Origin of the sequence: Paeniglutamicibacter sulfureus (assembly GCF_030512175.1) — a bacterium.
Classification (GTDB): domain Bacteria; phylum Actinomycetota; class Actinomycetes; order Actinomycetales; family Micrococcaceae; genus Paeniglutamicibacter; species Paeniglutamicibacter sulfureus.
Genome location: NZ_JAULBL010000002.1, coordinates 887,220 through 912,951 on the forward strand (window position 1 = coordinate 887,220; position 25,732 = coordinate 912,951).

General features: G+C 64.2%; 28 protein-coding genes. 13 read left to right on the forward strand and 15 right to left on the reverse strand.

The genetic code is table 11. The features are described from left to right. Window positions 1-393 precede the first annotated feature (393 nt). Window positions 394-1,536, forward strand: coding sequence for a hypothetical protein (locus Q2T94_RS10685; protein ID WP_302264245.1), 1,143 nt, complete (start codon window positions 394-396; stop codon window positions 1,534-1,536). A 2-nt stretch (window positions 1,537-1,538) separates the two neighbouring features. Here Q2T94_RS10685 and Q2T94_RS10690 read toward each other — a convergent pair whose 3' ends face one another. From Q2T94_RS10690 to Q2T94_RS10730, 9 genes are all read right to left on the reverse strand, one after another. After that, window positions 1,539-3,083, reverse strand: a complete 1,545-nt coding sequence (locus Q2T94_RS10690; RefSeq protein WP_302264247.1) for an FAD-dependent monooxygenase — start codon at window positions 3,081-3,083, stop codon at window positions 1,539-1,541. A 61-nt stretch (window positions 3,084-3,144) separates the two neighbouring features. Beyond that, window positions 3,145-4,560 carry a cryptochrome/photolyase family protein gene (locus Q2T94_RS10695; RefSeq protein WP_302264249.1) on the reverse strand — a complete coding sequence of 472 codons (1,416 nt, stop codon included), beginning with the start codon at window positions 4,558-4,560 and terminating at the stop codon, window positions 3,145-3,147. Between the two features lie 35 nt (window positions 4,561-4,595). Next, the gene (locus Q2T94_RS10700) at window positions 4,596-5,453 is read right to left on the reverse strand and encodes a prenyltransferase (protein ID WP_302266408.1); all 858 of its coding nucleotides are present in this window, start codon (window positions 5,451-5,453) and stop codon (window positions 4,596-4,598) included. After that, window positions 5,453-5,851, reverse strand: a complete 399-nt coding sequence (locus Q2T94_RS10705) for a lycopene cyclase domain-containing protein (protein ID WP_302264250.1) — start codon at window positions 5,849-5,851, stop codon at window positions 5,453-5,455. Before Q2T94_RS10705 ends, Q2T94_RS10700 begins: the two co-directional genes overlap by 1 nt. Next, window positions 5,848-6,219, reverse strand: coding sequence for a lycopene cyclase domain-containing protein (locus Q2T94_RS10710; protein ID WP_302264251.1), 372 nt, complete (start codon window positions 6,217-6,219; stop codon window positions 5,848-5,850). Before Q2T94_RS10710 ends, Q2T94_RS10705 begins: the two co-directional genes overlap by 4 nt. After that, complete coding sequence (gene crtI, locus Q2T94_RS10715; RefSeq protein WP_302264252.1) at window positions 6,216-7,862, reverse strand: phytoene desaturase family protein; 1,647 nt, start codon at window positions 7,860-7,862, stop codon at window positions 6,216-6,218. Before crtI ends, Q2T94_RS10710 begins: the two co-directional genes overlap by 4 nt. Before the next feature lie 11 nt (window positions 7,863-7,873). Next, window positions 7,874-8,818 carry a phytoene/squalene synthase family protein gene (locus Q2T94_RS10720; protein ID WP_367281538.1) on the reverse strand — a complete coding sequence of 315 codons (945 nt, stop codon included), beginning with the start codon at window positions 8,816-8,818 and terminating at the stop codon, window positions 7,874-7,876. 3 nt (window positions 8,819-8,821) lie between these two features. After that, entirely contained in the window at window positions 8,822-9,940 is a 1,119-nt protein-coding gene (locus tag Q2T94_RS10725; RefSeq protein ID WP_302264254.1) for a polyprenyl synthetase family protein, read from the reverse strand. Beyond that, entirely contained in the window at window positions 9,937-10,437 is a 501-nt protein-coding gene (locus tag Q2T94_RS10730; RefSeq protein WP_302264255.1) for a MarR family winged helix-turn-helix transcriptional regulator, read from the reverse strand. The genes Q2T94_RS10725 and Q2T94_RS10730 overlap by 4 nt, the downstream gene beginning before the upstream one ends. A 121-nt stretch (window positions 10,438-10,558) precedes the next feature. Here Q2T94_RS10730 and Q2T94_RS10735 point away from each other — a divergent pair, with 121 nt between their 5' ends. Beyond that, window positions 10,559-11,377 (forward strand): TspO-related membrane protein, encoded by an 819-nt coding sequence (locus Q2T94_RS10735; protein ID WP_302264256.1) that lies wholly within the window; start codon window positions 10,559-10,561, stop codon window positions 11,375-11,377. After that, on the forward strand, window positions 11,374-12,846 hold the full coding sequence (locus Q2T94_RS10740; RefSeq protein WP_302264257.1) for an SDR family oxidoreductase: 1,473 nt from the start codon (window positions 11,374-11,376) through the stop codon (window positions 12,844-12,846). Before Q2T94_RS10735 ends, Q2T94_RS10740 begins: the two co-directional genes overlap by 4 nt. Here Q2T94_RS10740 and Q2T94_RS10745 read toward each other — a convergent pair. Beyond that, on the reverse strand, window positions 12,843-13,409 hold the full coding sequence (locus Q2T94_RS10745; RefSeq protein WP_264268902.1) for a MarR family winged helix-turn-helix transcriptional regulator: 567 nt from the start codon (window positions 13,407-13,409) through the stop codon (window positions 12,843-12,845). The two genes, Q2T94_RS10740 and Q2T94_RS10745, sit on opposite strands and share 4 nt — an antisense overlap. Before the next feature lie 329 nt (window positions 13,410-13,738). On the opposite strand from Q2T94_RS10745, the gene rlmN reads away from it, so the two are divergent. The 6 genes from rlmN (at window position 13,739) to Q2T94_RS10775 (ending at window position 18,990) form a co-directional block, all read left to right on the forward strand. Beyond that, on the forward strand, window positions 13,739-14,944 hold the full coding sequence (rlmN, locus tag Q2T94_RS10750) for a dual-specificity RNA methyltransferase RlmN (RefSeq protein WP_264268917.1): 1,206 nt from the start codon (window positions 13,739-13,741) through the stop codon (window positions 14,942-14,944). A 53-nt stretch (window positions 14,945-14,997) separates the two neighbouring features. Further along, complete coding sequence (locus tag Q2T94_RS10755) at window positions 14,998-15,465, forward strand: carboxymuconolactone decarboxylase family protein (RefSeq protein ID WP_436836826.1); 468 nt, start codon at window positions 14,998-15,000, stop codon at window positions 15,463-15,465. 7 nt (window positions 15,466-15,472) lie between these two features. Then, window positions 15,473-16,294: an oxygenase MpaB family protein gene (locus Q2T94_RS10760; RefSeq protein ID WP_302264260.1), complete on the forward strand. Its 822-nt coding sequence runs from the start codon at window positions 15,473-15,475 to the stop codon at window positions 16,292-16,294. Window positions 16,295-16,406: 112 nt separating this feature from the next. Next, entirely contained in the window at window positions 16,407-17,147 is a 741-nt protein-coding gene (locus Q2T94_RS10765) for a SipW-dependent-type signal peptide-containing protein (protein WP_302264261.1), read from the forward strand. Window positions 17,148-17,153: 6 nt separating this feature from the next. After that, window positions 17,154-17,789 (forward strand): SipW-dependent-type signal peptide-containing protein, encoded by a 636-nt coding sequence (locus Q2T94_RS10770; protein WP_302264263.1) that lies wholly within the window; start codon window positions 17,154-17,156, stop codon window positions 17,787-17,789. Between the two features lies 1 nt (window position 17,790). After that, window positions 17,791-18,990, forward strand: a complete 1,200-nt coding sequence (locus Q2T94_RS10775; RefSeq protein WP_302264264.1) for a signal peptidase I — start codon at window positions 17,791-17,793, stop codon at window positions 18,988-18,990. Between the two features lie 916 nt (window positions 18,991-19,906). Here Q2T94_RS10775 and Q2T94_RS20695 read toward each other — a convergent pair. Beyond that, the gene (locus Q2T94_RS20695) at window positions 19,907-20,026 is read right to left on the reverse strand and encodes a DUF8730 family Cys-rich protein (protein ID WP_495885113.1); all 120 of its coding nucleotides are present in this window, start codon (window positions 20,024-20,026) and stop codon (window positions 19,907-19,909) included. A gap of 128 nt (window positions 20,027-20,154) precedes the next feature. On the opposite strand from Q2T94_RS20695, the gene trxA reads away from it, so the two are divergent. After that, entirely contained in the window at window positions 20,155-20,520 is a 366-nt protein-coding gene (gene trxA / locus Q2T94_RS10780) for a thioredoxin (protein WP_302264266.1), read from the forward strand. A 78-nt stretch (window positions 20,521-20,598) separates the two neighbouring features. On the opposite strand, the gene Q2T94_RS10785 is transcribed toward trxA, so the two are convergent. Both Q2T94_RS10785 and Q2T94_RS10790 read right to left on the reverse strand, forming a co-directional pair. Continuing rightward, window positions 20,599-21,438, reverse strand: a complete 840-nt coding sequence (locus Q2T94_RS10785) for an IS3 family transposase (RefSeq protein WP_255257244.1) — start codon at window positions 21,436-21,438, stop codon at window positions 20,599-20,601. Window positions 21,439-21,449: 11 nt separating this feature from the next. Then, window positions 21,450-21,941: a helix-turn-helix domain-containing protein gene (locus tag Q2T94_RS10790; protein WP_255257245.1), complete on the reverse strand. Its 492-nt coding sequence runs from the start codon at window positions 21,939-21,941 to the stop codon at window positions 21,450-21,452. A 150-nt stretch (window positions 21,942-22,091) separates the two neighbouring features. Here Q2T94_RS10790 and Q2T94_RS10795 point away from each other — a divergent pair, with 150 nt between their 5' ends. Both Q2T94_RS10795 and Q2T94_RS10800 read left to right on the forward strand, forming a co-directional pair. Beyond that, window positions 22,092-23,288: a pyridoxal phosphate-dependent aminotransferase gene (locus Q2T94_RS10795; protein ID WP_302264268.1), complete on the forward strand. Its 1,197-nt coding sequence runs from the start codon at window positions 22,092-22,094 to the stop codon at window positions 23,286-23,288. A 144-nt stretch (window positions 23,289-23,432) separates the two neighbouring features. Next, window positions 23,433-23,843: a DUF2695 domain-containing protein gene (locus Q2T94_RS10800; RefSeq protein ID WP_302264270.1), complete on the forward strand. Its 411-nt coding sequence runs from the start codon at window positions 23,433-23,435 to the stop codon at window positions 23,841-23,843. A 74-nt stretch (window positions 23,844-23,917) separates the two neighbouring features. Here Q2T94_RS10800 and Q2T94_RS10805 read toward each other — a convergent pair whose 3' ends face one another. Then, entirely contained in the window at window positions 23,918-24,355 is a 438-nt protein-coding gene (locus Q2T94_RS10805; RefSeq protein ID WP_264269644.1) for an acyl-CoA thioesterase, read from the reverse strand. Window positions 24,356-24,453: 98 nt separating this feature from the next. Further along, window positions 24,454-24,969 (reverse strand): MarR family winged helix-turn-helix transcriptional regulator, encoded by a 516-nt coding sequence (locus Q2T94_RS10810; RefSeq protein WP_302264272.1) that lies wholly within the window; start codon window positions 24,967-24,969, stop codon window positions 24,454-24,456. Window positions 24,970-25,060: 91 nt separating this feature from the next. On the opposite strand from Q2T94_RS10810, the gene Q2T94_RS10815 reads away from it, so the two are divergent. After that, the gene (locus Q2T94_RS10815; RefSeq protein WP_302264274.1) at window positions 25,061-25,732 is read left to right on the forward strand and encodes an NADPH-dependent F420 reductase; all 672 of its coding nucleotides are present in this window, start codon (window positions 25,061-25,063) and stop codon (window positions 25,730-25,732) included.

The window sequence follows — 25,732 nt, forward strand, 5'->3', positions numbered from 1 at the left end:
GGTCGCGGCGGTGGTTCTGGCGCATCACGTGGCGGATGCACCCGACGGCGCTGGGCGTGAGCACCACGTCGATGTGCTTCTGCAGTGCCCGAGCCTGCTTCTGAAGGTTGACCGGGCGGCCGCCCTTGCGAAGCTGCCGGGCAACATGGGCCGCGAGTGCGTCCTGCGCGTGGGCGATGAAGGCCTGTGGCCTGGCGGCGCGGATCATGTCAAAGCCTCGATGGGGGGAGTGCCCGCGATCCAGCAGGATCGCGAATCCCATGGAAGGGCCGCGGTTGATGCCCATGTGGCAGTGGGCCAGGACCTTCCCGCCCTCAAGCTCCGCGAGCCGGGCGAAGCGGTCGGGACCATCGGCTTACTAGTGCGTTGGCGAAAAATGAAAGAATCAACGATGTGGATAACGAACTTGAACCCGGGCGCCGGCGTGAATCGGCGGAGATCCAGTTCCGCAGCGAAAGCTGGGCACTGTGGCTCGGGTTCGGCTGTACGGCCCTGGGCGTGGCGGTCGGGCTCGTCGGCTTTGCAAACCACCGTCCGGATTTGGCGGGCTTCCATTCCGTGGGCGTGTATTCCGCGATCCTGGCGGCACTGACAGCGTCGGGCGGAAGCGTCCTCGGCTACCTGAGGGTGCTGACCAAGACCCAGACCTGGCTACTGGACTTTCCGCTCTACCGGCAGATCATCAACGCCGGCGCACTGGTGATCATCCACGCGGCAATTTCCGCGATGGCGGCACTTGTCACCTTTCGGATCTTTCAGGACGCCTTCCTGGGACTGACCGTGGACAGGTATGCGGGCAGCCTTATGTTGGGTATCACCGCCGGAATCGCCGGCTATGTTGCCCTGCTGTCCTCGGCGCGGGTGACGGCACAAAGCCTGTCAACGCTGCTGGCAACCTTCATGACCACCGGCGTGTTCATCAGCATGCTGGCAGCTGAGAACCCGTTCTGGTGGCGTTCGATGTTCTCCGCCCTTGGTACCAGGTCCTCCGGGCTCATGTCCTTCTGGACGTTCAACGTCACCCTGGTCGTCTCCGGCCTGGTGCTCAGCACCCTGACCGCGTTCATCGTGCGCGACGTGATCAGGATGGCGCGCATTCACGACAGGCTGGCCACCGCGCAGGGAAGGCCGCTGCCGCGTTTCATCCGGCCGCGCCCAGCGGTGGTGCGCACCTGCCTGCTGGGCCTGGGGGCCTGCGTCATCGGGATCGGACTGATCCCGTTCAACGTCTCGGCGCCGGTGCACTCGGCCATCGTGCGCATCGCCGCGGGATTCATCGTGGTGCTGCTGCTGGGCGCGGCACTTTGGCTGCCGGGATTCCCCTGGGTGTTCCACCTGCTCTCATTTGCCTGCTTCCTGGGGCTGGTGGGCGCTGCCCTGCTCTGGCAGCCGCTGGCCTACTACAACCTCACAGCCTTCGAGCTGGCGGTCGTGGGCATCGTCTTTGGCTGGCTCAGCGTGTTCATCCGCACCACCGACGCGGCCCTCGCCGTCAAGAGGAAGGAACTTGCCGACGTCTTGGCCGTCAACGGCTGAGCCTAGGCGCCCACGTGTTCGAAGTGGGCCACGAACATGTCAGGCCGCACCAACACCACCGAACCATTGGGCAGGCGGCGCTTGGGAGCGGCGACAAATTCATGAAGCGGCACCTGGTACTCGGCGGCCAGTTGCTCCCCGCGCTCCCTTCCGGCCGGGCCGTAGACGTGCACCTGCCAGCGGGCGTCGTTGAGCACCTCGAAGTTGTCGGCGTGTTCGCCGGTGCGGTTGGGCACCCATGGCAGGCGGCGGCCAAGCACCTGTCCGCGTCGCCTGGTCCGGGCAAAGCCGGTGGCCAGGGTGGCACGGTCCTTGGCGCTGTCATCCATCCAGTAGTGGATGCGGATCTGCGAGAGGTACCCGAAGAAGCGCCGCCCGGCAGGTATTCTGCCCATCAGGCGCACGGCGGCCGGCCACACCAGAGGCAGCACCCGGGTGCGGATCGTGCGGGCCAGCAGGGAATCGGAGGTGGCGGCGCTGAAGAGCCTGTCGGTGGTGGCCACCAGGCGCAGGGCCACGGGGCGGCGTTCGACTTCGTAGCGCTCCAGGTAGGACTCGGGCATGCGGCCGGAAAAGACGTCAGCCATCTTGCACACCAGGTTGTGTGCGTCCTGCAGCCCGGTGTTCATGCCCTGCGCTCCGACCGGCGAGTGGATGTGGGCGGCATCCCCGGCCAGGAAAACCCTGCCCCGGGCGAAGCGCTCGGCAACGCGGTGATGCACGCGGTAGGTGGTGAACCACGAGGCCGATCCGTACATGACACCGAACTCGCGGCGCAGGCTGGCCCGGGCGCGGTCCTCGTCGATATCGGGTTTGTCCCCGGTGGAGTCCTTGGGTTCGTGCAGGATGCCCAGCAGGCGACGCCGCTCGCCGCCGGAGTCGTCCCTGCCCATCGGGAAGCCGAGCATGAAGTTCTCATCGGAAAAGCGCAGGTTGATTCCCGAGCCCATGCCGGTGACCCCCTGGGCGTCGAGCACGTAGAAGACCTCGTCGTCGGTTTTCCCCTCAAAGGCAATGCCGAGGGATTCGCGGATGGGGGAGGAAGCGCCGTCCGCGGCGATCACGTAGCGAGCCGAAATGTGCACCGGCCCCTGCGGCCCGGTGCACTTGATGAGCAACTGGTCCCCAGTGTCCGAAAAGGACTCGTAGCCGTGCTCCCAGAGCACTTCGTTGCCCGCGTCTTTCAGGTAATCGGCCAACAGCTCCTCATTGGCGCTCTGTTCCAGCATGGTCAGTCCCGCGAAGGGCGTCTGGGCGTAACCGAGCCGGTTGAGCTTGATGCTCTTGAAACTGCGGGACCCGATGCCCGGGCGCATTTCCCCGGTCGGCACCGAGCGTCGCTTGACCTCGTCCGCCAGCCCCAGTTGGCGGTAGATCTCCATGCTGCGTGCCTGCAGCGCCAGGGCGCGCGATTCGCGGGTGGGACCCGACTTCATGTCAATGACCCGTGCGTCGATCCCGAAATTCTGCAGCCAAGCCCCGGCCATCAAACCCGTGGGCCCGGCACCGATTACCAAAACGTCTGTGTGCAGTAGCGTCGCGTCCATGAAACCCACGCTACGCCCCCATGCCCGGCAAAGCACTGATACGGGCCTTGTGGCGGCGCAATCACGTGCCGGTTTCCGCCGGGGGTGTCTCCTTCATCCGCGCAAGCGAGTCCAGGGCCCGGGCACGGGAGGCCATCAGGTCCACCATCTGATCGACCTTGGAATACGGGACAAAGCGGTCAATGTAGGAACCGTGCGGATCAAATTTCTTGGCCTGCAGCAATGGGTTGAAGACCCTGACGAACGGGGACGCGTCGGCCCCGCACCCGGCGACCCATTGCCAGTTGGCCGGGTTTGATGCCGCGTCCGCGTCCACGAGGGTGTCCCAAAACCATTCCTCGCCCACCTGCCAATGGATACCCAGGTTCTTGACCAGGAAGCTGGCGGTGACCATGCGGACCCTGTTGTGCATCCATCCCGTTTCCCAAAGCTGCTTCATGCCGGCGTCCACCAGCCCGTAACCCGTCGAACCATCGCACCAGGCCTTGAAGTGGCGGGCCGCCGTTGTTTCCTCCGGCCCTCTGTTTACGCTGGAGCCGGGCCAGGCCCAGTCAAACGCGTCGAACTCGCTGCGCAGGTTGCGGGTAGCCAAATCCGGGTAGTGGTAGAGCAGGTTCCAGCAAAAGTCGCGCCACACCAGTTGACGCATCAAGGCCCGCGTGCCCTCGGCTCGCTCGGGATGGACGCGCAACATGCGGCTGAGGGTCTCCCAGACCTCGACGGGACCCAGATGCCCCCAACGCAGGGCCGCCGACAAACGCGAGGTGCCGTCGGTGTCGGGCCTGTCGCGGGACGTGGCGTAGTCGCCGGCGATTTCCTCCAACACCACGCCCAGGCGGTCCCGGGCCGCGGCCTCGCCCGGAACCCAGGCGGCGGCCAGTCCGTGCGACCAGTCGGGAGCCGAGGGCAACAGGCCCCAGTCATCCAATTTTTCCGAGGTCAATTCGGTGGTCACGGGTTCCTGCGCTTCGGGCCTGTCCAGCACCGGGCGCATCGGCAGCCGCTGCAGCGCGTTGAAGAAGGGCGTGAAGACCTTGAAGTTCCTTGAATCCTGGGTCAGCACGGTCCACGGTTCGTGCAAGAGCGTTCCGGCATGGCTGTGGGCCTCAAGCCCGGCGTCGGTCGCCAACTTCTTGGCCGCTGCGTCGACGGCGCGTTCGGCTCCGCCGTAGCGACGGTTCCAATGCATCGTGGAGATGCCGTCGGCGGCGAGGAGCCCCGGAAGGACCTCGGCCGCGGCACCGCGGCGCAAAAGCAATGGCACGCCGAGTCCTGCCAATGATTCACGCAGCTCATTCAATGCGTGATGCAGCCACCACTTGGCAGCGCCGCCCAACGGACGCACGCCGGGGGACTGCTCGTCAAGGATGAACAGGGCGGTTGTCGGCCCCGAAGCCATGGCGGCACAGAGCGCCGGATTGTCGGCCACGCGCAGGTCGTCGCGGAACCACACGATGGTGGATGATGCCTGGTTCATGTTCGTGCTCTTTCGTGCGGACGGTGGTTTTGGGACTAGCGGGACAGGGCGTACCAAATCAGCAGCATGGTGACGAGGAACCCCGTGGCATAGTTCAGCCAGAGGAAGCGCACCCATCCGGCATGGGCGCGGGCGGAATCCTCGTCGTCCAGCCGGGCATGGGGCAGCACATTGGCCAGGTAGGGCAGGGCCAGCAGACCCGCCAACGGGCCCGGCCAGTCGGTGAACAGGAGCAATGCGCCGGCGGCGAGGTAGGCTGCGGCGGCGAACCTGACGGTCCGTTTCGCCCCCAGCACCGTGCCGATGGAACCCAGCGATGCTGCGCGGTCGGGGACGATGTCCTGCACCGCGCCGAACGCGTGTGAGGCCACGCCCCAGAGAAAGAACGCCAGCAGGATCGCCACGAGCGCCGCGTCGAAACCGGCCCCCGCCAAGGCCAGTCCGTAGAGCGCGGGGGAGACGAAGTGGGTGCTGGAGGTCAGCGAGTCCAGGAAGGGACGCTCCTTGAAGCGCAGGTGCGGAGCGCTATAGGCGTAGAGCGCCGCCATCGATACCAACAGCACCAGGTTCGCCTGCCAGGAACCAACGATTCCCAGCACCACCAGGAATGGCAGGCAGGCAACCGCGCAGGCCGCTAGGATCCCGCGGTGCCGGCTGCGGTCCACCACCGCGCCTTCGGCCCCGCCCTTGCGGGGATTCAACAGGTCCGATTCGTAGTCGAAGACATCGTTGATCCCGTACATGGCCAGGTTGTAGGGAACGAGGAAGAAGAATGTTCCGACCACCCAGATCCAGTCGATTCTCCCGGCTGCCAACAGGTATGCCGCGGCAAAGGGGTAGGCGGTGTTGACCCAGGAAACGGGGCGGGAAGTCATGAGCAGTTCGCGCAGCATCATGGTGTTTCCTTCCCGGTCCGGATCACTGGCGCCGGGCCCGATGGGGCCTGGGCAATACCGCTTCCCTTCACCGAAGCTCCGATTCCCATAGGTGTCTTGCCCCCTGCGATCCACCACAGGGCAGGGACGAAGAACACCGCGCAGACCGGGTAGCTGAAGTCCTCCAGCGGGGCCAGCCCGATGCGGAGGCCCAGCAACGTTTGGCTCCCGTAGCCAAAAAGCCCGGAGCCGATCATCACGTTGTCGAACACCGCGGTCAGCACCCAGAGCACGAGCAGGGCGAGCCCCATCGGCGGAAGCACCGTGCGCAAGCTGATCCGGCGCAGGCGCACCGCCAAGAGGAAGAGCAACAGCGAACCGAGCATGAAGCACAAGGACAGCAGGGCGAAGTTCATGCTGTCTCCTTCGAATCCGGTAGTGGCGTGGCGGTGGAATGGCGGTCGGTGCCGGCGGCTTTCCGCCGTGCCCGCCAGGCCATGGCGCCGGTGAACAGGACCATCGTGTTGTAGCAGAGGAACAGCAGGAAGAAGGCTTCCTCCAGCGGCAACTGCTCGCCCAGCATCACCCCGGTCATAAGCGCCGAATCACGGTGCAGGAAGATCCCCAGGTCGATGGCGATGACGTCCCAGAGCAGGAACATCGCGGTTCCACCGGCCAGCGCGAGCAGCGCGGGAAGCGGTTGGGCAAAGACGAACAGCCGGTACCTGGCATCCAGCACCGCCATGCAGGCAATGAGTGCCAGCAGGATGAGCAGGTAGGTCATGGTGTCGCCGCCCGGGTGGGTTCGGTCTTGGGCTGTGTCCCTGGCGACAGCCGGCAAGGGACCATGGGTCCCTTGTCCTTGATTCCGTTGACTGCCTTCGCGATAATTTCGGCACTGATTAGGCACATCGGGACTCCGATGCCCGGACGCACCGAGCTGCCGGCATAGTGCAGGCCGCGAATCTTCGAGCTGTGGTTCGAGGGCCGGAAGAAAGCCGACTGGCTCAGCGTGTGGGCCAGCCCCAGGGCACCGCCCTGCCAGGCATTGACGTTTTCCACGAAGTCGCCGGGGCCAAGGCTTTGGCGCACCACGACCCTCTCGCGCAGGTCAGCAATGCCCGCCCAAGCGGCCAACTGGTCCAGCGCGGCATCCGCAACCGCCTCCACCGGCGGTGATCCGGTTCCGTCCGGGCCGCCCTTGCCCCACGCGGGCAGGGCGGGGGAAGGCACGAGGATGAACAGGTTTTCATGTCCGTCCGGTGCCACGGAGGGGTCCGTGGCGCTGGGCATGCAGACATACAGGCTGGTTTCCTCCGATAGGTCCTCTCCACGGTGGATGCGCCCGAAATTGTCGTCCCAGTCGGTGGTGAACAACAGGTTGTGGTGGCTGAGCTTGGGGAGCTTGCCCCGGATGCCCAGACAGAGCAGTACGGCACTGGGCCCGGGATCGCGCCGCTTCCAACTGGCTTCGGAGGAGGAGCGAAGTCTCGCCGGGAGCAATTCGGTCTCCAGGTGGTGCAGGTCTGCGGCACCCACCACCACGTCGGCTTTCAGGCGTTGCTCCGGACCCGTTATGTGGCCGGGGTCGCCCGCCTCGACCCAGCGCACCGCCTCGACCCGGGGTGTGCCCGCGGCGGTGTCAGCGTCGATGCCCGTGACCCGGGCGCCGGTGATGATCGTGACGCCGGCGGCCCGGCAGAGTCCTGCCATCACGTCGACCAGGTGTGCAAAGCCGCCCATCGGGTATTTCACGCCTTGGGTCAGGTCCAGGTGGCTCATCAGGTGGTAGAGCGCCGGGGTGCGCTTGGGGCTCGAGCCCAGGAACACCGCGGGGTAACCCAGGATCTGGCGCAGGCGCGGATCGCTGAAGCGGCTGGCCACGAGGGAATCCAGGGAGCCGGCCAGCAGCGGTGCAAGCCGTGGCAGCAGCGCCACCATCCGCGGGTCCAGGAAGCTGGCAGGAGAGGAGAAATCCGCATAGAGAAAATGCTTCAGCGCCAGGTCGTAGCTCTCGGCGGACTGTTCCAGGTATTTATCCAGCGCGGCACCGGCACCAGGCTGGAGGGATTCGAAGGCTTCGCGGGCCCCGGAGCCGGATGGCATGTCCAATGGGGTGTAGTCGCCCTGGAACCAGGTCCGGTAGCCGATCCCGAGGTCCACGAGATCCAGCTCGGTGTCCGTGGAAGTGCCCATGAGCTCAAACCAGTGCTCGATGACTTCGGGCATCAGGTACCAGGAGGGGCCGGTGTCAAAGCTGAAGCCCTCGCGTTGCAGGCGTCCGGCGCGGCCACCGAGCACCGTCTGTTTCTCCAGCAGCGTGACCCGGTGGCCGGAGGCGGCCAGCAGTCCCGCGGTGGCCAAACCGGAGAAACCGCCGCCGATGACGACCACCTCTTGTGCGGCAGTGTGGGCAAGGTTCTTCATGGGTTTCGCTTTCATGCCGCATTCACCGTGGCTGACTTGGGACGCCGGCCCATGGTGGTGCGCAGCGCGATGTATGCCTTGCGGCGGGCGGGAACGGAGATCCGTCGGGTCATGAGCTCGGCGGCGTCGGTGTGTTCGAGGCGGCGGTTCAGTTCGCTGAACAACCCGTGGGCCATGGACACTGCCTGTGCGGCTCGCGGCGCCAGGTGGGGGATGCCGCGGGCCGCGGCGTCCAGGTCCGCCCGGATCTCGTGGACCAATGCGTTCTTGTGCGCGTCGGTGAATGCCGCCGGGTCCAAACCCGGGAAGTAGCTGCGTCCCAGTGAGGAGGTGTCCTCCGCCAGGTCGCGCAGGAAGTTGACCTTCTGGAAGGCTGCGCCCAGTCGTCGGGCGGCGGCCTCGGTTTCCGCCTCGTGTCCGGTGGGGGCGTGGGGCATGGAACGGAAGACCCGCAGGCACATCAATCCCACGACCTCCGCCGACCCGTAGATGTAGCCCTGAAGAGTCGTGGCGTCGTGGGTGGACACCTCCAGGTCGCTGCGCATTGAGGCGAAGAACGGGCGGGTCAGCGCGGTGTCGATGCCTTGGGAACGGGCGGTGCAGGCGAAGGCGTGCACGATCATGTTGGTGCTGTAGCCGCTGGCCAGCGCCGCCTCGGTTTCCTCCTCGAGCCGTTGCAGAGCGGCAGCGACGGCAGGTGCGTCCAGCCCGGCCTCGCGGGCGACCCCGTCGACGACCTCGTCGGCCAGGCGCACCAGGGCATAGATATTGGAGATGTGTTCGCGCGCGGGGCGCCCCAGCATGCGGCAGGCCAGCGAGAACGAGGTGGAATACCGGGCGATGACGACCCGGGCGCTGCTGCTGGCCGTGGCCGAGTAGCGTTGCAGGGCGGTGGGCCGGCCGCTTGCGTGGCCGGCGGCCGGTGCCCCGGTTTTGACTGCGGTGGCGTGTTTCACGGACTAGGCCCCCCGGTTCAGGATCAGGCCGGCGAAGCCCTCGAGCTCGGTGGATACATGGGCAGGCAGCCCCAAGGCGCGTGAGGCGGAGGTGGCACTGGCGCACAGGTCCTGCGCCAATTGCCGGGCAAAGCGCTCGGCACCGGTCGATTCGAGCGCGGAGCGCATGGCCTGCACGTCCGTTCCCCGGTCGCGGAAGCGCTGCAGGTCCTCGGTGAACCCGGGAGTGGAGGCAGCCATGGCGGTGAGGATGGTGCTTTTGCCCTCGCGCAGGTCGGACTCGATGGATTTTCCGGTTCGTGCCGGATCCCCGAAAGTCCCCAGCACGTCGTCGATGAGCTGGTAGGCAACGCCCAGCTGGCTGCCGATGTTGGCCAGGGCGGCGGCCCCGGCGGCATCTGCGCCTGCCAGCAGGGCACCGGTGTGCAGCGGCACCTGGAAGGAATAGGCGGCGGTCTTCAGTTTTTCCATGCGCAACACCTCCTGCACCTGGGCGGGCGCTGGATCCAGGGAAAAGAGCAGGTCTTCCAGCTCCCCGGCACCCGCGTGGTGGATTGCCTGGTGGAAGGAGTTCTCGATGATGGCTGCCTGGGGCAGTGAATCGGCGGCCCGCAGGGCGAGCTTGATGGCCGCGGCAAGCAACAGGTCGCCGGCGATGATGGCTGCCGCGTGGCCCGCATGCTCGGCGTTCTCCGCCGACTTGCCGCGCGCCAGCGCATCGTCGCGGTACAGCGCCGAGAGGGTGGGGCGCCCGCGCCGGGTGAAGTCGCGGTCGATCACGTCATCGTGCATCAGCAGCGACCCATGGAGCAGTTCGAAGGCGCAGCCCAGCAGAACGACGCGTTCGGAAACTTCGCCGAATTCAGCGTTGTCCACCGAGGCTGGAGCGAATGCCTCGTGGCCCAGCATGACCAGGCGCGGCCGGGTGAGCTTGCCACCTTCCAGTGCCTGTCCAATGCGGGACCACAGCATTTGGGTGGCCTTGGAGTATTCCCCGGACGCGCGCCGATGTTCCTCGATGACAGAGGACAACAGCTGGCGGACCCGCGACTGGAGCACTTCCGTTTTCCCGGGTGCGGCGGACCCGCAAGTCTGCGCGGGACTTTGGGTTGGCAGGCTCATGATCGTTCGTTCCGTTTCTGGGTGGTGGCGGGAGGGGCCAGGGTGTCGATCTGGGTGTGCATGGCCGTGAGGATGCCCTCGAGGTACCTCACCACGGCGCGTTGTTCATCGGGGTCCAGCTCCTGGATGCCAAGTTCCGCATCGTTGAACAGCGGACGCAGTGCGGTCATGGTCAGGTTCACTGCCCGGGTGCTTGGATGGACGCGGATACTGCGTCGGTCAGTGGGATGGGCCGCCCGCGACACGTAGCCGCGATCGCTCATCCGGTCGATGAGCGCTGTGGTCGCCGCGCTGGAAATATTTAGTTTTCCGGCCAGTTCACCCGGAGTCATGGGGCGGTCAAGCATCAGATGCTGCAGGGCCTGGAAGTCGGTCTCGTTGATGCCAAGATGGCGACACACCGCGTGTTCAAGGACATCATTGAGCATGAGGACCTCGTGCAACAGCTTCGATGCCGCGTGCGGACCGGACGTCTCGCCCGTGGAAACCTTGATCATCTATACCTCGAACGGTTGATTACTAGCTTAGCTATATACATCATGGGTTAACAAGTTAGTGTTTGTCGAGTAGGACTGACGCATTCAGTGAAAATTTCCCCCGAGCCAAGGAGATCTCCCCATGCATTCCCCACCAAAGGCCTCCTGGACCATCCGGATAGTCTGTGCCGCAGCGGTTTTTGCCGCGATCGCCGGCGCCTTCATCGGCAGCGGAGCGATGGGCGGCACCCCAATTGCCGAGGCTGCGGACGGCAGCCTGGGCGCAGATTCGACCTTGCTGGCTCCCGGCACCGGCGCCTTTTCCATCTGGAGCCTCGTGTATCTGGGTCTGGTCGTCTACGCGATCTGGCAACTGACGCCCCGCGCCGCACGGAGCGACACCCAGCGGCGGATCCGTCCGTTGGCGGCAGGCTCCGCGGTCCTCAACGCCCTGTGGATCGGCGTGGTGCAAGTTGGCTGGTTGGGTGCAAGCGTCGTGGTGATGCTGCTCCTGCTCGCGGTTCTGGCGAGGATCTTCATGCTGATGCGGCCGCACATCGAACATCCCGCCGAACGCTGGATCATGGCACTGACCTTCGGCCCGTACCTGGGCTGGGTCAGCGTGGCGACGGTGGCAAACATCGCCGCGTGGCTGGCGGCCCGGGGCGTGGGTGACGGAGCTGAATGGGCCACGCCCCTGGCCTGCGTTCTGGCGGTGGTCGCGGCCTTGATCGGTGCCATGACCGTGGTGTATTCCGGTGGCAGAATCGCGGCGGCCCTCGCCATGGTGTGGGGTATTGCCTGGATCGGGGTGGGGCGCGGCGACGGCGGCCTGGAATCCATGCCCGTCTCCGTCACGGCGTATTCTGCGGCTACGGCCCTGCTGCTCTTCGCCCTCGTCGCTGCGGCAAGGCGCCGGGTTTATCCGGCCGCGACGTCCGCATCCGAGGTCGCGGCATGAGCGTCATCGCCGTCACCGGAGCCACCGGATACATTGGCGGGCGATTGGTCCCGTTGCTGCTGGAACAGGGACACAGTGTGCGGGTGCTCACCCGTCGAAGCAACGCCCTGCGCGATGTTCCCTGGGGGACACGTGTGCAGATCGTGCAGGGGGATCTCACCGACCCGGATGCCGCCGCGGAACTGTGTGAGGGAGCCGAGGTCCTCTACTACCTGGTCCACTCCATGGGCGGCACCAGCAATTTCGCCCCCGTTGAGGAACGTTGTGCCGACACCATTGTGGAAGCGGCCAAGGCCGCGGGCATCGGGCGTCTGGTCTATCTCTCGGGTTTGCATCCCGAGGGCGAACTGAGTCGCCACCTGGCCTCCCGGGTCAAGGTCGGGCGCATTCTGGAATCCAGCGGCATTCCCACGATTACGTTGCAGGCCGGGCTGATCATCGGCTCCGGGTCCGCAAGCTTCGAGATGGTCCGCCACCTTACTGACGTGCTTCCCGTGATGCCTGCCCCGCGCTGGGTGCTGAACCGGGTGCAGCCCATCGCCGTGCGCGATGCCCTGCACTACCTCAGTCAATGCGCACTTCTTCCCTCGGAGGTGTCCGGCACCTACGACATCGGCGGACCCGAGGCACACAGCTACGGGGACATGATGCGCCTCTATGCCGATGCCGCGGGCATCCGCCGCCCGGTCATCCTGGCGCTCCCGGTGCTGACCCCGTGGCTGGCGGCCCAGTGGGTCAACCTGGTCACCCCGATCCCGCGCGCGCTGGCCATTCCGCTGGTCGAGTCCCTGCAACACGACTGCGTGATGCGAAACCGCGACATCGATGCGGTCATCGACCGCCCTGCAGAGGGGCTGACCGGGTACCGGAGCTCCGTTGAATTGGCACTGGCCAAGATGCGTGATGACACGGTGGAAACGACATGGGCCACCGCCCATGCCCTGGAGGCACCCGCCGAGCCGCTGCCCTCGGATCCGCAATGGGCCGGGCACACCGTCTTCACCGATGTTCGGGAGCGAGATACCAGTGCGAGTCCCGCTGCGTTGTTCCGGGTCATCGCGTCGCTGGGCGGGGAAACCGGCTACTACTCGCTGCCCGGTGCCTGGGCGCTGCGCGGGATCCTGGACAAGCTCGCCGGGGGAGTGGGCCTGCGCCGCGGGCGGCGCAACCGCACCTCCCTTGCGTTGGGGGACGCGGTGGACTGGTGGCGCGTGGAGGAGCTGGTGCCGGATCGCCTGCTGCGCCTGCGCGCGGAAATGCGGGTCCCCGGGCGGGCCTGGCTGGAGCTCTCGGTGGAACCGACCGAATCGGGCAGCCACTACCGACAGCGTGCAGTGTTCTTCCCCGAGGGTCTGGCGGGCCGGCTCTACTGGCTGGCGATCCTGCCCTTCCACGGGGTGATCTTCTCCTCCATGGCCCGTCGCATCACCACTGCCGCCGAGGGGCTCGAGGCCACGGACGCGGCCTAGTCTTGGGAGGGCTTGCGCTCGCCGACCGATCCGATGCTGTCCTCAAGGTCCATGGCCGTTTCGGCGAGGAAACGGATGACCACCTCGCGTTCGGCGGGGCTCAGCCGTGCTGCCGCGCCGAAGCGCGCGGCATGGTGCCGACCGACCTGCTGGCGGGCGGCAAGGTGGGTCTCGGGGGTCACGGTGATGCACAGGGAGCGGCGGTCGGTGGGGTGTGCCGCGCGCACCACGTGTCCCGCCTTCTCCAGCCGGTCCACCATCTTGGTCACCGAAGCGGTGGTGATCCCTAGGTGCTTGGCAAGCATGCCCGGAGTCGCCGCGGTGTCGGTGTTCTTGGCCGAGATCAGGAACCTGATGGCCCGCATGTCAGTCTCGTTCAGGTTCATGTAGCTTTGCGAGGCACGGGAGATCTTGCGTTCAACGGCCCGCAACCTGCCCATTTCGGCCATGATCCGATCGATCTGCTTCAGCGTTTCCTCGCTGAGCTTCGACCTGTCGATCAATTCGCTGCGCGGGTCGCTCGAGGCAAGGTTGAAGATCGTGGGAAGTTCCTCGCGGTCCACTGGATTCCACTCCCTTCCCTTGCGCAGGCTGATAAGTTCGACGTCCCCATGATACGACCCGGTCAGGCCACGGCCGGTATCGCCCGGGTTCTGCGACCGGGAAACCTCGCACGGCCGTCCTGCTCGCCCCCCTGTTCGCCGCGGGTCCCGCGCGGCGGCCCCGGGTGGTGCCCAATCTCACCGCCCACACTCTGGACATGCATGGGAGAATGGAAACGATGACTTCCCCCGAAAAAACCCCAGTGACCGTGCCTGCCACTACTGCGCCCGCCGCAGAGGACGCCGCGGCCCGTCGCGCCGCCCAGGCCGCGGCCCAGGGTGCCCAGCAAATGCGCATCTCCGAATCCCGTGCCAAGGCCGAGGGCCGCGCACAGGTGCGCCCCACCGCCGAGGGGTGGAAGCAGGCCATGGGCGAGGACGGCCGCCCGCAGCTCCAGTTCACCGCCAAGGCCCGCGTCAGCCAGCCGCCGATGCACCTTGCCGACCTCACGCTGGCCGAACGAGCCGCCAAGCTCAAGGAGATCGGCCTGCCGGCCTTCCGCGCCAAGCAGCTCTCGGTGCACTACTTCCAGCACTACACCACCGATCCCGAGCTGATGAGCGACCTTCCCAAGGACCGCCGCGCCGAGATCGCCGAGGTCATGTTCCCGAAGCTGCTGACCGAGGTGAAGCGACTGGCCACCGACGATGGCCGGACCATCAAGTTCCTGTGGCGCCTCTTCGATGGCTCGCTGGTCGAGTCGGTGCTGATGCGCTACTCCAATCGCATCACCCTGTGCATCTCCTCGCAGTGCGGCTGCGGCATGAACTGCCCGTTCTGCGCCACCGGCCAGGCCGGTCTGACCCGCAACATGTCCACCGCCGAAATCCTGGACCAGATCGTCCAGGCCAACCGCGTGATTGCCGAGGGCGGACTGGGCGGCCAGAAGCACCCCGAGGAGCGCGTGGGCAACATCGTGTTCATGGGCATGGGCGAACCCCTGGCCAACTACAAGCGCGTCATGAACGCCGTGCACCGCATGGTGGCCGAGGCCCCCGAGGGCCTGGGCATGAGCGCCCGCGGCATTACGGTCTCAACCGTGGGCCTGGTCCCGGCCATCAACAAGCTTGCCGAAGAGGGCGTCCCGGTCACCTTCGCGCTGTCGCTGCACGCGCCGGATGACGAACTGCGCGATGAGATGATCCCGGTGAATTCGAAGTGGAAGGTCGACGAGGCCCTGGATGCCGCGTTCAACTACTACGTGAAGACCGGTCGTCGCGTCTCCATCGAGTACGCGCTGATCAAGGACATGAACGACCACGGCTGGCGCGCGGACCTGTTGGCCCGAAAGCTCAACGCCCGCGGCCGCGGCTGGGTCCACGTGAACCCGATCCCGCTGAACCCGACCCCGGGATCGGTCTGGACCTCCTCGGAGCCGGACGTCACCGCCGAGTTCATCGACCGCCTGGAGTCCGCCGGCGTGCCTACCACGCTGCGCGACACACGCGGCAAGGAAATCGACGGCGCGTGCGGCCAGCTCGCCGCGGCTGAGTAGGCTGTAACCACCACGTTGGGGCGCGATGCGCCATTGATGAGATGAGTCGAGAAGTGTCACTGGCAGCACCGTTTTTCCTGGACAAGTCCGACACCGCCAGCTGGAAGGCCCTGAACGGGCTCTCGCTCAAGGTCAAGGAAGCCGCGGATGCCGCCGGGCTGGGCACACGCCTCATCGAGCTGCTCAATGTGCGTATATCCCAGATCAACGGCTGCTCATACTGCCTGGACATGCACGGCCGCATGGCACTGGAAGCAGGCGAGACGGCCCAGCGACTGGCGGTGCTCTCCACCTGGCGCGAGACCGAGTTGTTCGACGACCTGGAATCCGCTGCCTTGGCCGTTGCCGAGGCAGCAACTTCCCTGCCCGATTCCGAAACCCGTATTGCGGAACTCGCCGCGTCGCGGCTGGTACTCGACGACGCGCAGTTCTCCGCCGTCCAGTGGGCAGCCATTGCCATGAACGCCTTCAACCGCGTTTCCATCCTGTCCCAGCACCCGGTGCGCCCGAGCCAGAAGTAGCGGGGCCATGGCAGCGGGCACGACCGATTCCCGGGGCGCGGAGACGCGACCCGAATCCGTGCTCTCGCGCTTCGCCCCGGAAGCCGTCTACCTGATGGGCGGTGGCCGCGCCATCCTGCTGCAGCTCGCGCTGCCCGGCGTCGGCCACGGCGTTGCCAGGCATTCGAATTTTGCCGTCAATCCGCTGGGCCGCCTCAACGGCACCTTGACGTATATCTATGCTCTGAGCAACGGTACCGACGAGCAACGGGCCAAGGTCCGGTCGATAGTTCACGCGGCTCATGCCCCGGTCAAGGCGCCGGCCGCCCAGGATGGATCGCACCCCGCCTATTCCGCGCGCGACCCGAAGTTGCAATTGTGGGTTGCTGCCACGCTCTATGACTCGGCCATGCAGATCCAGCGTGCGGTGTTCCCGCCGCTCGACGATGACACAGCCGAGGCCCTGTACCGTGACTATGCGCAGCTGGGAACCGAACTGGGGATGCCCGCTCACCTCTGGCCTGCGACCCGGGCTGACTTCGCGGAGTACTGGGCCGAGACGCTTGGGCAATTAAGGGTCGATGCGCCGGTACGTGCGGTCGCACATGAACTCCTGGCCGCCAAGCAGGCACCGCCGTGGATCCGGGCCGCGATGCCGCTGGTCCGGCTCATGACCATTGGGTTGCTGCCCGAACGGGTGCGCGCCATGTTCGGTTTCGCATTCAGCCCGCGCCAACAACGCCGAATGGATCAAGTCTTGCGTTGCGCTCGTATTTCAATGCGCGTCTTGCCGCGCCGGATCCGTCACTTTCCCATGCACTTCTACCTTCGTCGGCTCGACGGACGATAGGCCAAGCAGAAGTTCTGGGCAGCAGAGTTTGGGTAGTCCTGGTTGGCCACGTGGCTAACCTGTTAGCGACAATCGACTAGACATCTCAAGAAAATGTCCATGACTTGGCCAAATGCGTAATATCGTGGCTTTTGGGGAAATTTTCCTGTTAGATTCTCAAGTGGTTGATACGTCAACTAATGGCGCTCACAAAGTATCGATTCAACTGGGGTTGACGATCGTGCCAGGGAACATTAGCAAGGGGGAGTTCGTGGCTCAGAAAGAAAAGAATCGCAAGATCCGGGCTGTACTAGCCGGAGGACTGGTGCTTGGTATTGGTGCGGCGGTGACGCTGGCTGCTTGGAGTGATTCCGAATTCGCGAAAGGGACTTTCGGCGCCGGCCATTTCAACATGCAGGGCAGCCTCAACGGAACAGCATTCAGCGATCATCCAGTGGGGACGCCGGCGCAGCTAGCCTTTCCCCTCGACAAGCTCAGCCCCACTGAAACTGTTGCGGCGCCGTATGTGCTCCGCCTGGACAAAGACACGACCAACGATGCGACGGTGCAAGTCGTCTCGGCAAACGGCGAAGGCTCCGCCGAGGCCAAGCTCAGCTATGGGATTGTTCAGGTGGAATCGTATGGTGCCTGCAGTCCGACCGCAACAGGTACGCAGCTCGTCCAGGCCGGTACAGCACTGGATGCGGTCACGGACGCACAAACTTTCGAGCTGAGAAAACCCGCGCCCGAGGCCGCTCCTGGCGATCCTGGCGCTGACGTGTTCCTGTGCATCCAAGTGAAGGCCGCTTCGGATCTTGACCAGAATACTACCGCCGTCGGTACCTGGGGATTCCTCGGCGAATCGAAGCCGTAAACATAGATGAGACTATTTATGTTGCGGGAGCGAGGGCACCGGTTGATTCGCCTGCGGGCGGTACTCGCCGGCGGTCTCGTGCTCGGGGTCGGTGCTACGGCGACACTCGCCGCGTGGACCGATGAAGAACACTCGGCCGGGTCGTTCAAAGCCGGCACATTCTCGATCGTCGGCAGCACGAACGGTACTGACTTCAGCGACCATCCTGCCGCGTCCGGAGCTTCTCTTGCATTCTCGCTGCCTGCGGCCGCCATGGTGCCGGGCACGACGGTGTACGCGTTGTACTCGGTGAAGACGGCGAAGACGCCAGTTCCGAGTGTCGCCGGTTCAGTGCATCTGACCGCTGACGCGGCCAATTTTAGCGGGTTAGGCAATTACCTTCACTACGGCGTCAAAGCGATTACGCAAACGACTTGCGACGCCATCACCTTTGCCCATCCCACTTCCATCGTCGTCGTCGATTCCGGATCGAAGTTGAATACGGGTGCCGACGTAGGGATTGCACTGGCCGCGAATGGGGACTCCACGGTCAATTACTGTTTCGCTGTCACATTGCCCGCGGATGCATCCAACGAGGCCCAGGGCGCTGCGCTAACGGCACGGTGGACTTTCGCGGCAACCACCGATCCCGCAGGGAATTGACATGAGCAGACGCGTGCATGGCGTCGGAAGGTTCCTTTGCGGTGCCATGTTGAACCTGGCCGCAGTGGGTGGAATCATCTGCCTGGTACTGGTTGGCCTGGCCTTCGTGTTCGATACAACGCTGATCATGTTCAAGACCGGTTCCATGAGCCCCACGATTCCGGCCGGTTCCCTGTCTTTGGTGCGGGAGATCCCGGCGACCGAAATCAAGGTCGGGGACGTCGTGACGGTGGAGCGACCGGCGGCTCTGCCCATCACGCACCGGGTCACGTCGGTGGCAGATGGGTCGACAAGTACCGAGCGGATCATCACCATGAAGGGCGACGCCAACGAGGCCGAAGACCCGTTCCCGTATGCGGTGAACACCGTCCGGACTGTCCTCGCCTCAGTACCCAATCTGGCTTATGGCGTCGTTTGGCTGTCGAATCCATGGGTGATGGCCGTTCTCACGCTCGGTGCATCGGCATTGGTCACCTGGGCCTTCTGGCCGCGGGATCCGTCGGATCTGGGTGCATATGAGCAGGAAGCTCTGCTTCCCCTGCCGGAGCCACCTGGAAATGGTTCTCAGTCTGGACTGACACTGCTCATTGCCCCCTTGGCATTCGGCCTCGCTTTGGCCAGCCCCACCCCGGCGGTCACAGAGGACGTGATCACCAGTGGCCACCTGAAAATGATCTCGATCGGTGACCAAGCGGCCATGGCCCGTCTGGCTCCCGGTGAACCCGTGCAATGGCAAGTCGGCGTTTCGGCTGCGGAGTCCGAGCCCGGCGAGGTTCGGATCCAACTGCGCGGTGATGGGAACGCTGGGCTGGGTCTGAATGCCATCATTCGGTCTTGCGATCGACGGTGGGTTGAGGGGGACTGCGAAGGGGAAGCCGACCAAGTCCATAGCCCTGGTCCGATTGCTGTCGACGGAACGAAGCGGCAACTGACGGCGATGTCTGTGGCTGAAGAGCGCTGGTTGCTTTTCGACTTGTGGCTGCCGAGGAACAATGCTGCAGAAAGGACCGAAAAATCCGTTCGTTTGCAGGTTCACGCCACCGGATCTGGCGACGACGTCACAGCTTCCCCCGGGCCGATCGATTCATTGGCAGCAACCGGAGCTAACCCGCTTTTACCCTTACTTGCAGCGGCGCTCTCCATCGGTTTCGGCCTGGCGCTGGCCGGCTTCGCAAAACAGTGGAGGAAACGGAACCGATGAGTCGCATTGGTCCCCGTAGGGATGCCACGCGACGGCGAGGCTCCGGCCGCTTTCAACGTTGTGCCCTTCTCGTTGCGGGCGCTGGGCTTCTGATTTCACTGGTGCCGCCCACCATGACGGCGGCCAGGTGGACAGATGCCGAGCACTCATCGGCCAGTTTCAAGGCAATGACCGTGCCGGCGCCCATCATCGACACTTGCACGGCAGAGAGCATTCTGGTCAGCGGGAATCTTCTCACCCCCAGTGTCACTGTCACCTGGCACTATCCGGCCACTGGATACTCGCTGGACAACACAAAATTCTGGGCAGGACCCACTCTGGCAAATATCCAAGACGTGTCGAGAGATGGTGTCGTTTCGACGACCGGCCCGGTTGCTGGCCGTTACACCAGCACATTCCAGGGACCCATACTGGGTGGGCTGCTCGGCGGAAGCGCGGAAATAGGAATATCCACCGAGCACACATCGAGCTGGTCTTCCGAAAAATCTACAGCCCACATAACTTTCCCACTGGTGGTAGGGAAGAGGTCTTGCCCTTTCGTCAACGCAATGGGAGGGTGAGTAGGAATCTTAGAGTGACACGTGTCCGGATTTGGTGACAAGGGAGAGACCCTGCCATTGCGCCTCCTAAATCCGCTATTTCGGCCGGCGAAACCTTGTGCCTAGGCGGGGCGAAAGTCGAAGAGCACCGAGACTCACCAGATACCCTCTAACGAACCCCGGCGGGGAACCTGCTCCGCGAGGGCGGGAGCCGTCAGATCGTGAACACGAACTACAGCTGTGCCGACTTCGAGCAAACTGTGGATGAGCCTCGTAGGTTGCGACTGTTCTCGGAACGGCGACCGAAAATGGTCCAGCGTTATCACTCGCGTCCTACATTTGAATAGCCAAACGACGGCGCTTTTCGCATGTACCTTCTACTCGGCGCAGGAGCAGCGATCGACCATCGCAACGTCGCCGAGCGCATCTTCAATGTGCTCGCCGCAGCCTGCCCAGGTCGGCTTGGCGCAGCTATCGCAGGTGACCTTCTTGCACATGGGGTGACTCCTTTGGAAGATTCTTGAACGAACTCTCTAGGAATATTACCGTTGAGCGTGTGGTTGACCTATTTGCGGATACGCTCGTGATCCGCGGCAATCAAACCTCCCGAAGGGATGAAGCACGTATGGCTTCCGTTGAACTGAACTCCGCAAATTTTGAATCCACCATCACCGAACCCGGCACCGTGTTCGTGGACTTCTGGGCCGCGTGGTGCGGCCCGTGCCGCAACTTCGCGCCGGTGTTTGAGACCGCCAGCGAGAAGTACCCGGACATTACCTTCGGCAAGATCGACACCGAGGCCGAGCAGCAGCTGGCCGCCGCCGCGAACATCACTTCCATCCCCACCTTGATGGCGTTCCGCGACGGAATCCTTGTCTTCTCGCAGCCCGGCGCTCTGCCCGCCGAGGCCCTTGAAGACTTGATCGGCCAGGTCCAGGGACTGGACATGGAAGCGATCAAGAAGGACATTGCAGCCGGCACCAAGGCGTAGTTTTCCGGCGAACTTGCGATTCGAAGGCCCCACCTGGTGTGAACTGGTCCCCGAAAGTTGGACTCGGTAAGTAAAAGTCTACGCAGCCAGTGCCTGGGCCCGGTATTTCATCGGGCTCAGGCACTCGAGCGTTAACGAGATGCGGTCATAGTTGTACCAGTGGATGTAGTCGTCGAGCTCGGCGGTGAACGCCTCGACGCTGGTGTGTTCGTGGTGGTGGAACATCTCTTCCTTCAGGTGCCCGAAGAAGTTTTCCATCACGGCGTTGTCCAGGCAGTTGCCCTTGCGCGACATGGATTGGGTCATGCCGGCGTCGGCCAGCAGCCTCTGCCAGCTGGCGTGCTGGTACTGGAATCCCTGGTCCGAGTGCACCATCGGCGCCTCGCCCGCGGCCAGGGTCCCGATGGCCTCGCTAAGCGATTGGTTGGCGAAGGCCACGGTCGGGGACTGCGACACCGAGTAGGAAACGATCGAGCGGTCGAACAGGTCCAGCACCGGCGAAAGATAGACCTTCCTGTCGGCAATCTTGAATTCGGTCACGTCGGTCACCCACTTCAGGTTCGGTGCCTCGGTGTCGAACTGGCGCTTCAGCAGGTTTTCGGCGACCTTGCCGACAGTGCCCTTGTAGGAGGCATACCTTCGCTTGCTGCGGACCTTGCAGACCAGGCCCTCGGCGCGCATCAGCTTCAGCACGGTCTTCTTCGCCACCTGCCACCCGCCGCCGAGCAATTCGGCGTGGATGCGGCGGTGCCCGTACCGGCCCATGGCCTTGGTGAAGATCTCGTGGATCCGTGCGCGGAGCTCCGCGTGCCGGTCCGGTGCCTTGAGCGCGGCCTGGCGGTGGAAGAACGTGGAGCGGGGAAGCCCGGCAGCGGCCAGGAGCAGGGGCAAGGGGTGGGAGGCCTTGAGGGCGATCACCGCGCTGATTTTCAGCGCGGTGGTTGGTTCCTCAAGGCCCGAACTTTTTTTAGGTATGCATTCTCCGCCTGCAGCCGCTGGTTCTCGCGGCGCAGCTTCTCGAGTTCGGTGGGTCCACCCGCTTCGGCGCCGGAAGCGGTCTTGGGACGGCCCTTGGCCTTGGGACGCAGCCCGTCCTCGCCCTGTTCCCGGTAGGTCCTGACCCAGGTCCTGAGAAGGTTCGGGGAGCTGAGCCGGTGTCGTTGGGCAAGCTCCATCAGCGTCGCCTCGCCGTCGAGGAACTGGCGGACGACCGCGAGCTTGAACTCGAAGGAATACACCTGATTGGTCGGTTTGCTTTCCAACGCTGCCCTACCCCAAATCCTGAACCGTTTCTCGAGCCCACGAACGGCGTGTTCACCGGCGTTCAGTCTTGAGGATACCGCCTTATGCCCGATTCCCTGCTCGAAAAGATCGACGGCAGCCAGCCGCTGCTCGGCGGTCAATGAACTATTTTGACGCATGAAAAACTCCCCGAAAGTAAGGATCTGAATTATTCAGTCCAACTTTCGGGGAGCAGTTCAGTGGGGCCTTCGCGCGTCAACGCTTCGGTGTGTGACAGGCTTGGTGAAGTCGTCAGTTCGGCACAAGAAACCAGAGGAAGAGTGCAGCGAATGTTGAAGGTCGCGGAGCGGGCCAAAGTTCCGGCGTTTGAGGTCATGAACATCCTCGAGCGGGTCGCCCAGTTGCGGGCAGCGGGCCGCAATGTCATTTCCCTGTGTGCCGGCGAACCGAATGACGGAGCTCCGTCTGCTGTTTCCCAGCGCGCCGCAGAGATCCATGCGGCCGGTACGCCCATGACCTATACGCCAGCCCTGGGCATTCGCGAACTCCGCGAAGCCATCGCAGGACACTACAAGCGTTGGTACAACATTGAAGTTTCCGCGAATAACGTCGCCATCACCACCGGTAGCTCCGGCGCCTTCATGTTGAGCTTCCTTTCGGCTTTCAATGCCGGCGACAAGGTGGCCTTGGCCCGTCCTGGCTATCCCGCTTACGCCAATATCCTGCGCACGCTCGGCATCGATGTCATCGAGCTTGATGCCGGACAGGAATCCCGATACCAGCCCACCGTTGAGTTGCTTGAAGCGGCTCGGCAACAACACGGACAGCTCGATGGCCTGATGCTGGCCTCCCCGGCGAACCCCACCGGAACCATGGTCTCCGGCGCGGAGCTTGAGGAGCTCATCGGGTGGTGCAAGGAACACGGCGTCAGGCTGATCAGCGACGAGATCTACCACGGCATTGATTACCCGGAACCGGGATCGGAAGTCCGCCGCTCGATCAGTGCCTGGGAACTGGATACCGACACTGTGGTGATATCCAGCTTCTCCAAGTACTGGGGCATGACCGGATGGCGCTTGGGGTGGGCGCTGGTCCCCGACGATATGCTGCCAACCGTCGACGCACTGGCCGGCAACGTGGCGCTTTGCCCGCCGGCGCCCGCGCAGTACGCGGCACTGGCCGCGTTCACGGAGGATTCGTATGCCGAGGCCGAGGTCCGGGTGGCCGAGTTTGCGAGGACCCGCGCCGCGGTGCTGGACTCGCTGGGGCGGCTGGGGTGGGGTGAAAGCGCACCGGCTGATGGCGCCTTCTACTTGTATGCGGATCTGGGCGACAAGCTTGGGCCCTATGAAAATGCCGCCGCCTACTGTGCTGCCCTGTTGGAAACAGAGGGCGTGGCCATCGTTCCCGGAAACGACTTTGACCGCGTCAATGGACACAGGCATGTGCGACTGAGCTTCGCCGCCGGATTCGACGCGGTCACCGAGGCCATTGATCGAATTGTGCGCTTCCAGGACAACGCGTGATTTCCGGCGCGGGTCCGTGGCTTCCCCACACAGCTACGAGCGGCGGGCTGTCCACTGTGCCTGTCCACAGTGCACGTCCGCGATAGGACGCGAGGTCGGGTGTTGATCCCATGCTGAAGACTCCACCGATTCAAGGAGTCCGCCATGGAACAATACACCGTCACGGAACTTGAGGATGCGCTCAAGGTTGTCAAGATGCTGCTGCCGCCACGCTACGAATGCTTGGCTTGTTACGTCAACCGGATGCTCGAGCATGGGTGTAACGGGTTGAAGTGGTGCACCACCTACCGCGATCTGCGTGCACCGCGGGCAACCTCGTTGGAGCGGAAATTCCCCGAACTCGGAGGCTATTGCGATTGCGAGGTCATGGCCAACGTGTTCAGGATCAACGACGAGCTCTGGACTCGCGGCGAAGACGGAGAACTCGACGAAAGCTATGTTCCGCCATGCCACAAGGTCCGGCTGGGAACCATTCGGCCATGTGAATTGTGGCTGATGCGCAGCGGTGTCCAGTGGGGCGGGGGAGTCTTTCGCCCCGTGAAGGATGCGTCGTGACCGGGAATTCAGGTGGGTTCCGCAAAACCCGCCGGAGCACGCGCGATTTCATGGCAATCAACCGGACGCTGCGGCTACAGCTCCTCGGGCTGCTTGATCTTCAGGTGCTCGCCGGGAATGCGGTCGCGGTCGTAGGTGATCTCCGAGTAGCCGTGCGGGGCGGGGATGCCGTCCGGGCCCATGTTCACGAACACGATCTTTTCGATGGTGAGGATGGACTGGCGGGTGATCATGTTGCGGACCTCGGCGCGCATGGTCAGTGAGGTGCGGCCGAAGTGGGTGGCGGTCAGGCCCATCTCGATGAGGTCGCCCTGTTGCGCCGAGGAAACGAAATTGATCTCCGACATGTACTTCGTAACGGCGAATCCGTTTCCGAGCTGGACGATCGCGTAGATCGCGGCTTCCTCATCGATCCAGCGCAGCAGGCTTCCTCCAAAGAGCGTGCCATTGGCGTTGAGGTCTTCGGGGCGGACCCATTTGCGGGTGTGGAAGGTTATGTCGCCAGTATTCATGTCACGAGTCTATGGTGTTGGCGCCTGTTGGATCACAGTTGGTGACCGGAACCGTTCGCCCTGTTCGTGTTGGTATCCTGCATCCTCGGGACCAGTGGCTAACCCAGGTTGTCCATGGCCTCGCAGGGATTGGCGCCGGGCTGCGCTCGATGGATCGCCATGGAGAGCTTGGAAACCAGGTGCGCGAGCTGCTCGCTTTCACCGGCGTCAAGTTCGGTGAGCAGGATCTGTTCGGCAGCGGCTACGCGTGCCTCCATCCTTTTCAGCAATGCCTCGCCCTGGTTCGTGGCAACGATCTTCCGCGCTCGTCGATCCGTGGGAGCAGGCACGCGTTCAACCAGGCCGGCAGTCACAAGGTCGTCGATGAGGTAGGTCAACACCGTGCGGTCGATGCCCAGGTGAGCACCCAAAGCCTGCTGGTTTGCGGGGTCATGGTGAACCACGGTGGAAAGCATCTGGAAGCCGCGCACCGAACATGGCATCTCCGCGACGGCCTCTGCGAAGTGCGTTTGGTGTCCGCGCAGGATCATTCCCAGGTGCCAAGCGAGATCGCCGGGCAGGAATCCCGGCAACGACTTGCCGAAGACGAGGGGCGGGTGCGAAGTGGAAGCCATGACATCCATCATACCGGAGATTGCGGTGTTGCGCAGATGATCTGTTGGGAATATAGTCTGTAATACAACATAAATTTTCGGAAGGCAGGACATGGATATCGGCGCACAAGAAGACGTGGCTTCCCGGGGGACGATCGGCATCCTGGGTGCCGGGCGCGTAGGTACGGCCATTGCGCGGTTGGCGGTTGCCGCCGGCTACCGCGTCAAGGTCGCGACTTCGAAGCCAGCAGCCGACAACGCGCTGATCATCGAAATCGTCACCCCTGGCGCAGTGGCCGTCGACACGGCCGAGGCCGCGGCCTCCGACCTTGTGGTGGTCGCCATCCCGCTACACAAGTACAAGTCCCTGAATGCGGAAGCCCTTAGCGGCAGGGTCGTCATCGATGCCATGAACTACTGGGCTGCCACCGACGGTGACATTGCGGATTTCGAGAACACACACCTGTCCTCCAGCGAGGTCGTGTCCGCATACCTGGCCGGGTCTCGGGTAGTGAAGACCTTCAACCACATCGGATACCACGAGATGGAACCGGATGCCGCCGAGCCGGGGACGCAGGACCGCCGCGCACTGGTGGTCGCCGGGGACGACGAAAAGGCCAAGGCATCGGTGGCCATGTTCATCGACACCTTGGGCTTCGACTCCCTTGATGCCGGCGAACTCGCGGCGGGCAGATCCTTTGAACCCGGCACCGAGATCTTCAACGGCCGCTTCAACGCCGCCGAACTGGCGCAGGAGCTGCAGCGCAGCCTTGCCGCCGCTTGA

What these genes read in the sequence shown, in the direction of transcription:
- Q2T94_RS10725 (WP_302264254.1), bottom strand. Translation starts at nt 9,940, where the DNA reads ATGAGCCTGCCAACCCAAAGTCCCGCGCAGACTTGCGGGTCCGCCGCA.
- Q2T94_RS10695 (WP_302264249.1), bottom strand. Translation starts at nt 4,560, where the DNA reads ATGAACCAGGCATCATCCACCATCGTGTGGTTCCGCGACGACCTGCGC.
- Q2T94_RS10735 (WP_302264256.1), top strand. Translation starts at nt 10,559, where the DNA reads ATGCATTCCCCACCAAAGGCCTCCTGGACCATCCGGATAGTCTGTGCC.
- Q2T94_RS10770 (WP_302264263.1), top strand. Translation starts at nt 17,154, where the DNA reads ATGAGACTATTTATGTTGCGGGAGCGAGGGCACCGGTTGATTCGCCTG.
- Q2T94_RS10805 (WP_264269644.1), bottom strand. Translation starts at nt 24,355, where the DNA reads ATGAATACTGGCGACATAACCTTCCACACCCGCAAATGGGTCCGCCCC.
- Q2T94_RS10800 (WP_302264270.1), top strand. Translation starts at nt 23,433, where the DNA reads ATGGAACAATACACCGTCACGGAACTTGAGGATGCGCTCAAGGTTGTC.
- Q2T94_RS10765 (WP_302264261.1), top strand. Translation starts at nt 16,407, where the DNA reads ATGCGTAATATCGTGGCTTTTGGGGAAATTTTCCTGTTAGATTCTCAA.
- Q2T94_RS10705 (WP_302264250.1), bottom strand. Translation starts at nt 5,851, where the DNA reads ATGAACTTCGCCCTGCTGTCCTTGTGCTTCATGCTCGGTTCGCTGTTG.
- Q2T94_RS10760 (WP_302264260.1), top strand. Translation starts at nt 15,473, where the DNA reads ATGGCAGCGGGCACGACCGATTCCCGGGGCGCGGAGACGCGACCCGAA.
- Q2T94_RS10700 (WP_302266408.1), bottom strand. Translation starts at nt 5,453, where the DNA reads ATGCTGCGCGAACTGCTCATGACTTCCCGCCCCGTTTCCTGGGTCAAC.
- crtI (WP_302264252.1), bottom strand. Translation starts at nt 7,862, where the DNA reads ATGAAGAACCTTGCCCACACTGCCGCACAAGAGGTGGTCGTCATCGGC.
- Q2T94_RS10730 (WP_302264255.1), bottom strand. Translation starts at nt 10,437, where the DNA reads ATGATCAAGGTTTCCACGGGCGAGACGTCCGGTCCGCACGCGGCATCG.
- Q2T94_RS10790 (WP_255257245.1), bottom strand. Translation starts at nt 21,941, where the DNA reads ATGCGTCAAAATAGTTCATTGACCGCCGAGCAGCGGCTGGCTGCCGTC.
- Q2T94_RS10740 (WP_302264257.1), top strand. Translation starts at nt 11,374, where the DNA reads ATGAGCGTCATCGCCGTCACCGGAGCCACCGGATACATTGGCGGGCGA.
- Q2T94_RS20695 (WP_495885113.1), bottom strand. Translation starts at nt 20,026, where the DNA reads ATGTGCAAGAAGGTCACCTGCGATAGCTGCGCCAAGCCGACCTGGGCA.
- Q2T94_RS10690 (WP_302264247.1), bottom strand. Translation starts at nt 3,083, where the DNA reads ATGGACGCGACGCTACTGCACACAGACGTTTTGGTAATCGGTGCCGGG.
- Q2T94_RS10795 (WP_302264268.1), top strand. Translation starts at nt 22,092, where the DNA reads ATGTTGAAGGTCGCGGAGCGGGCCAAAGTTCCGGCGTTTGAGGTCATG.
- Q2T94_RS10810 (WP_302264272.1), bottom strand. Translation starts at nt 24,969, where the DNA reads ATGGCTTCCACTTCGCACCCGCCCCTCGTCTTCGGCAAGTCGTTGCCG.
- Q2T94_RS10815 (WP_302264274.1), top strand. Translation starts at nt 25,061, where the DNA reads ATGGATATCGGCGCACAAGAAGACGTGGCTTCCCGGGGGACGATCGGC.
- Q2T94_RS10775 (WP_302264264.1), top strand. Translation starts at nt 17,791, where the DNA reads ATGAGCAGACGCGTGCATGGCGTCGGAAGGTTCCTTTGCGGTGCCATG.
- trxA (WP_302264266.1), top strand. Translation starts at nt 20,155, where the DNA reads ATGGCTTCCGTTGAACTGAACTCCGCAAATTTTGAATCCACCATCACC.
- rlmN (WP_264268917.1), top strand. Translation starts at nt 13,739, where the DNA reads ATGCGCATCTCCGAATCCCGTGCCAAGGCCGAGGGCCGCGCACAGGTG.
- Q2T94_RS10710 (WP_302264251.1), bottom strand. Translation starts at nt 6,219, where the DNA reads ATGACCTACCTGCTCATCCTGCTGGCACTCATTGCCTGCATGGCGGTG.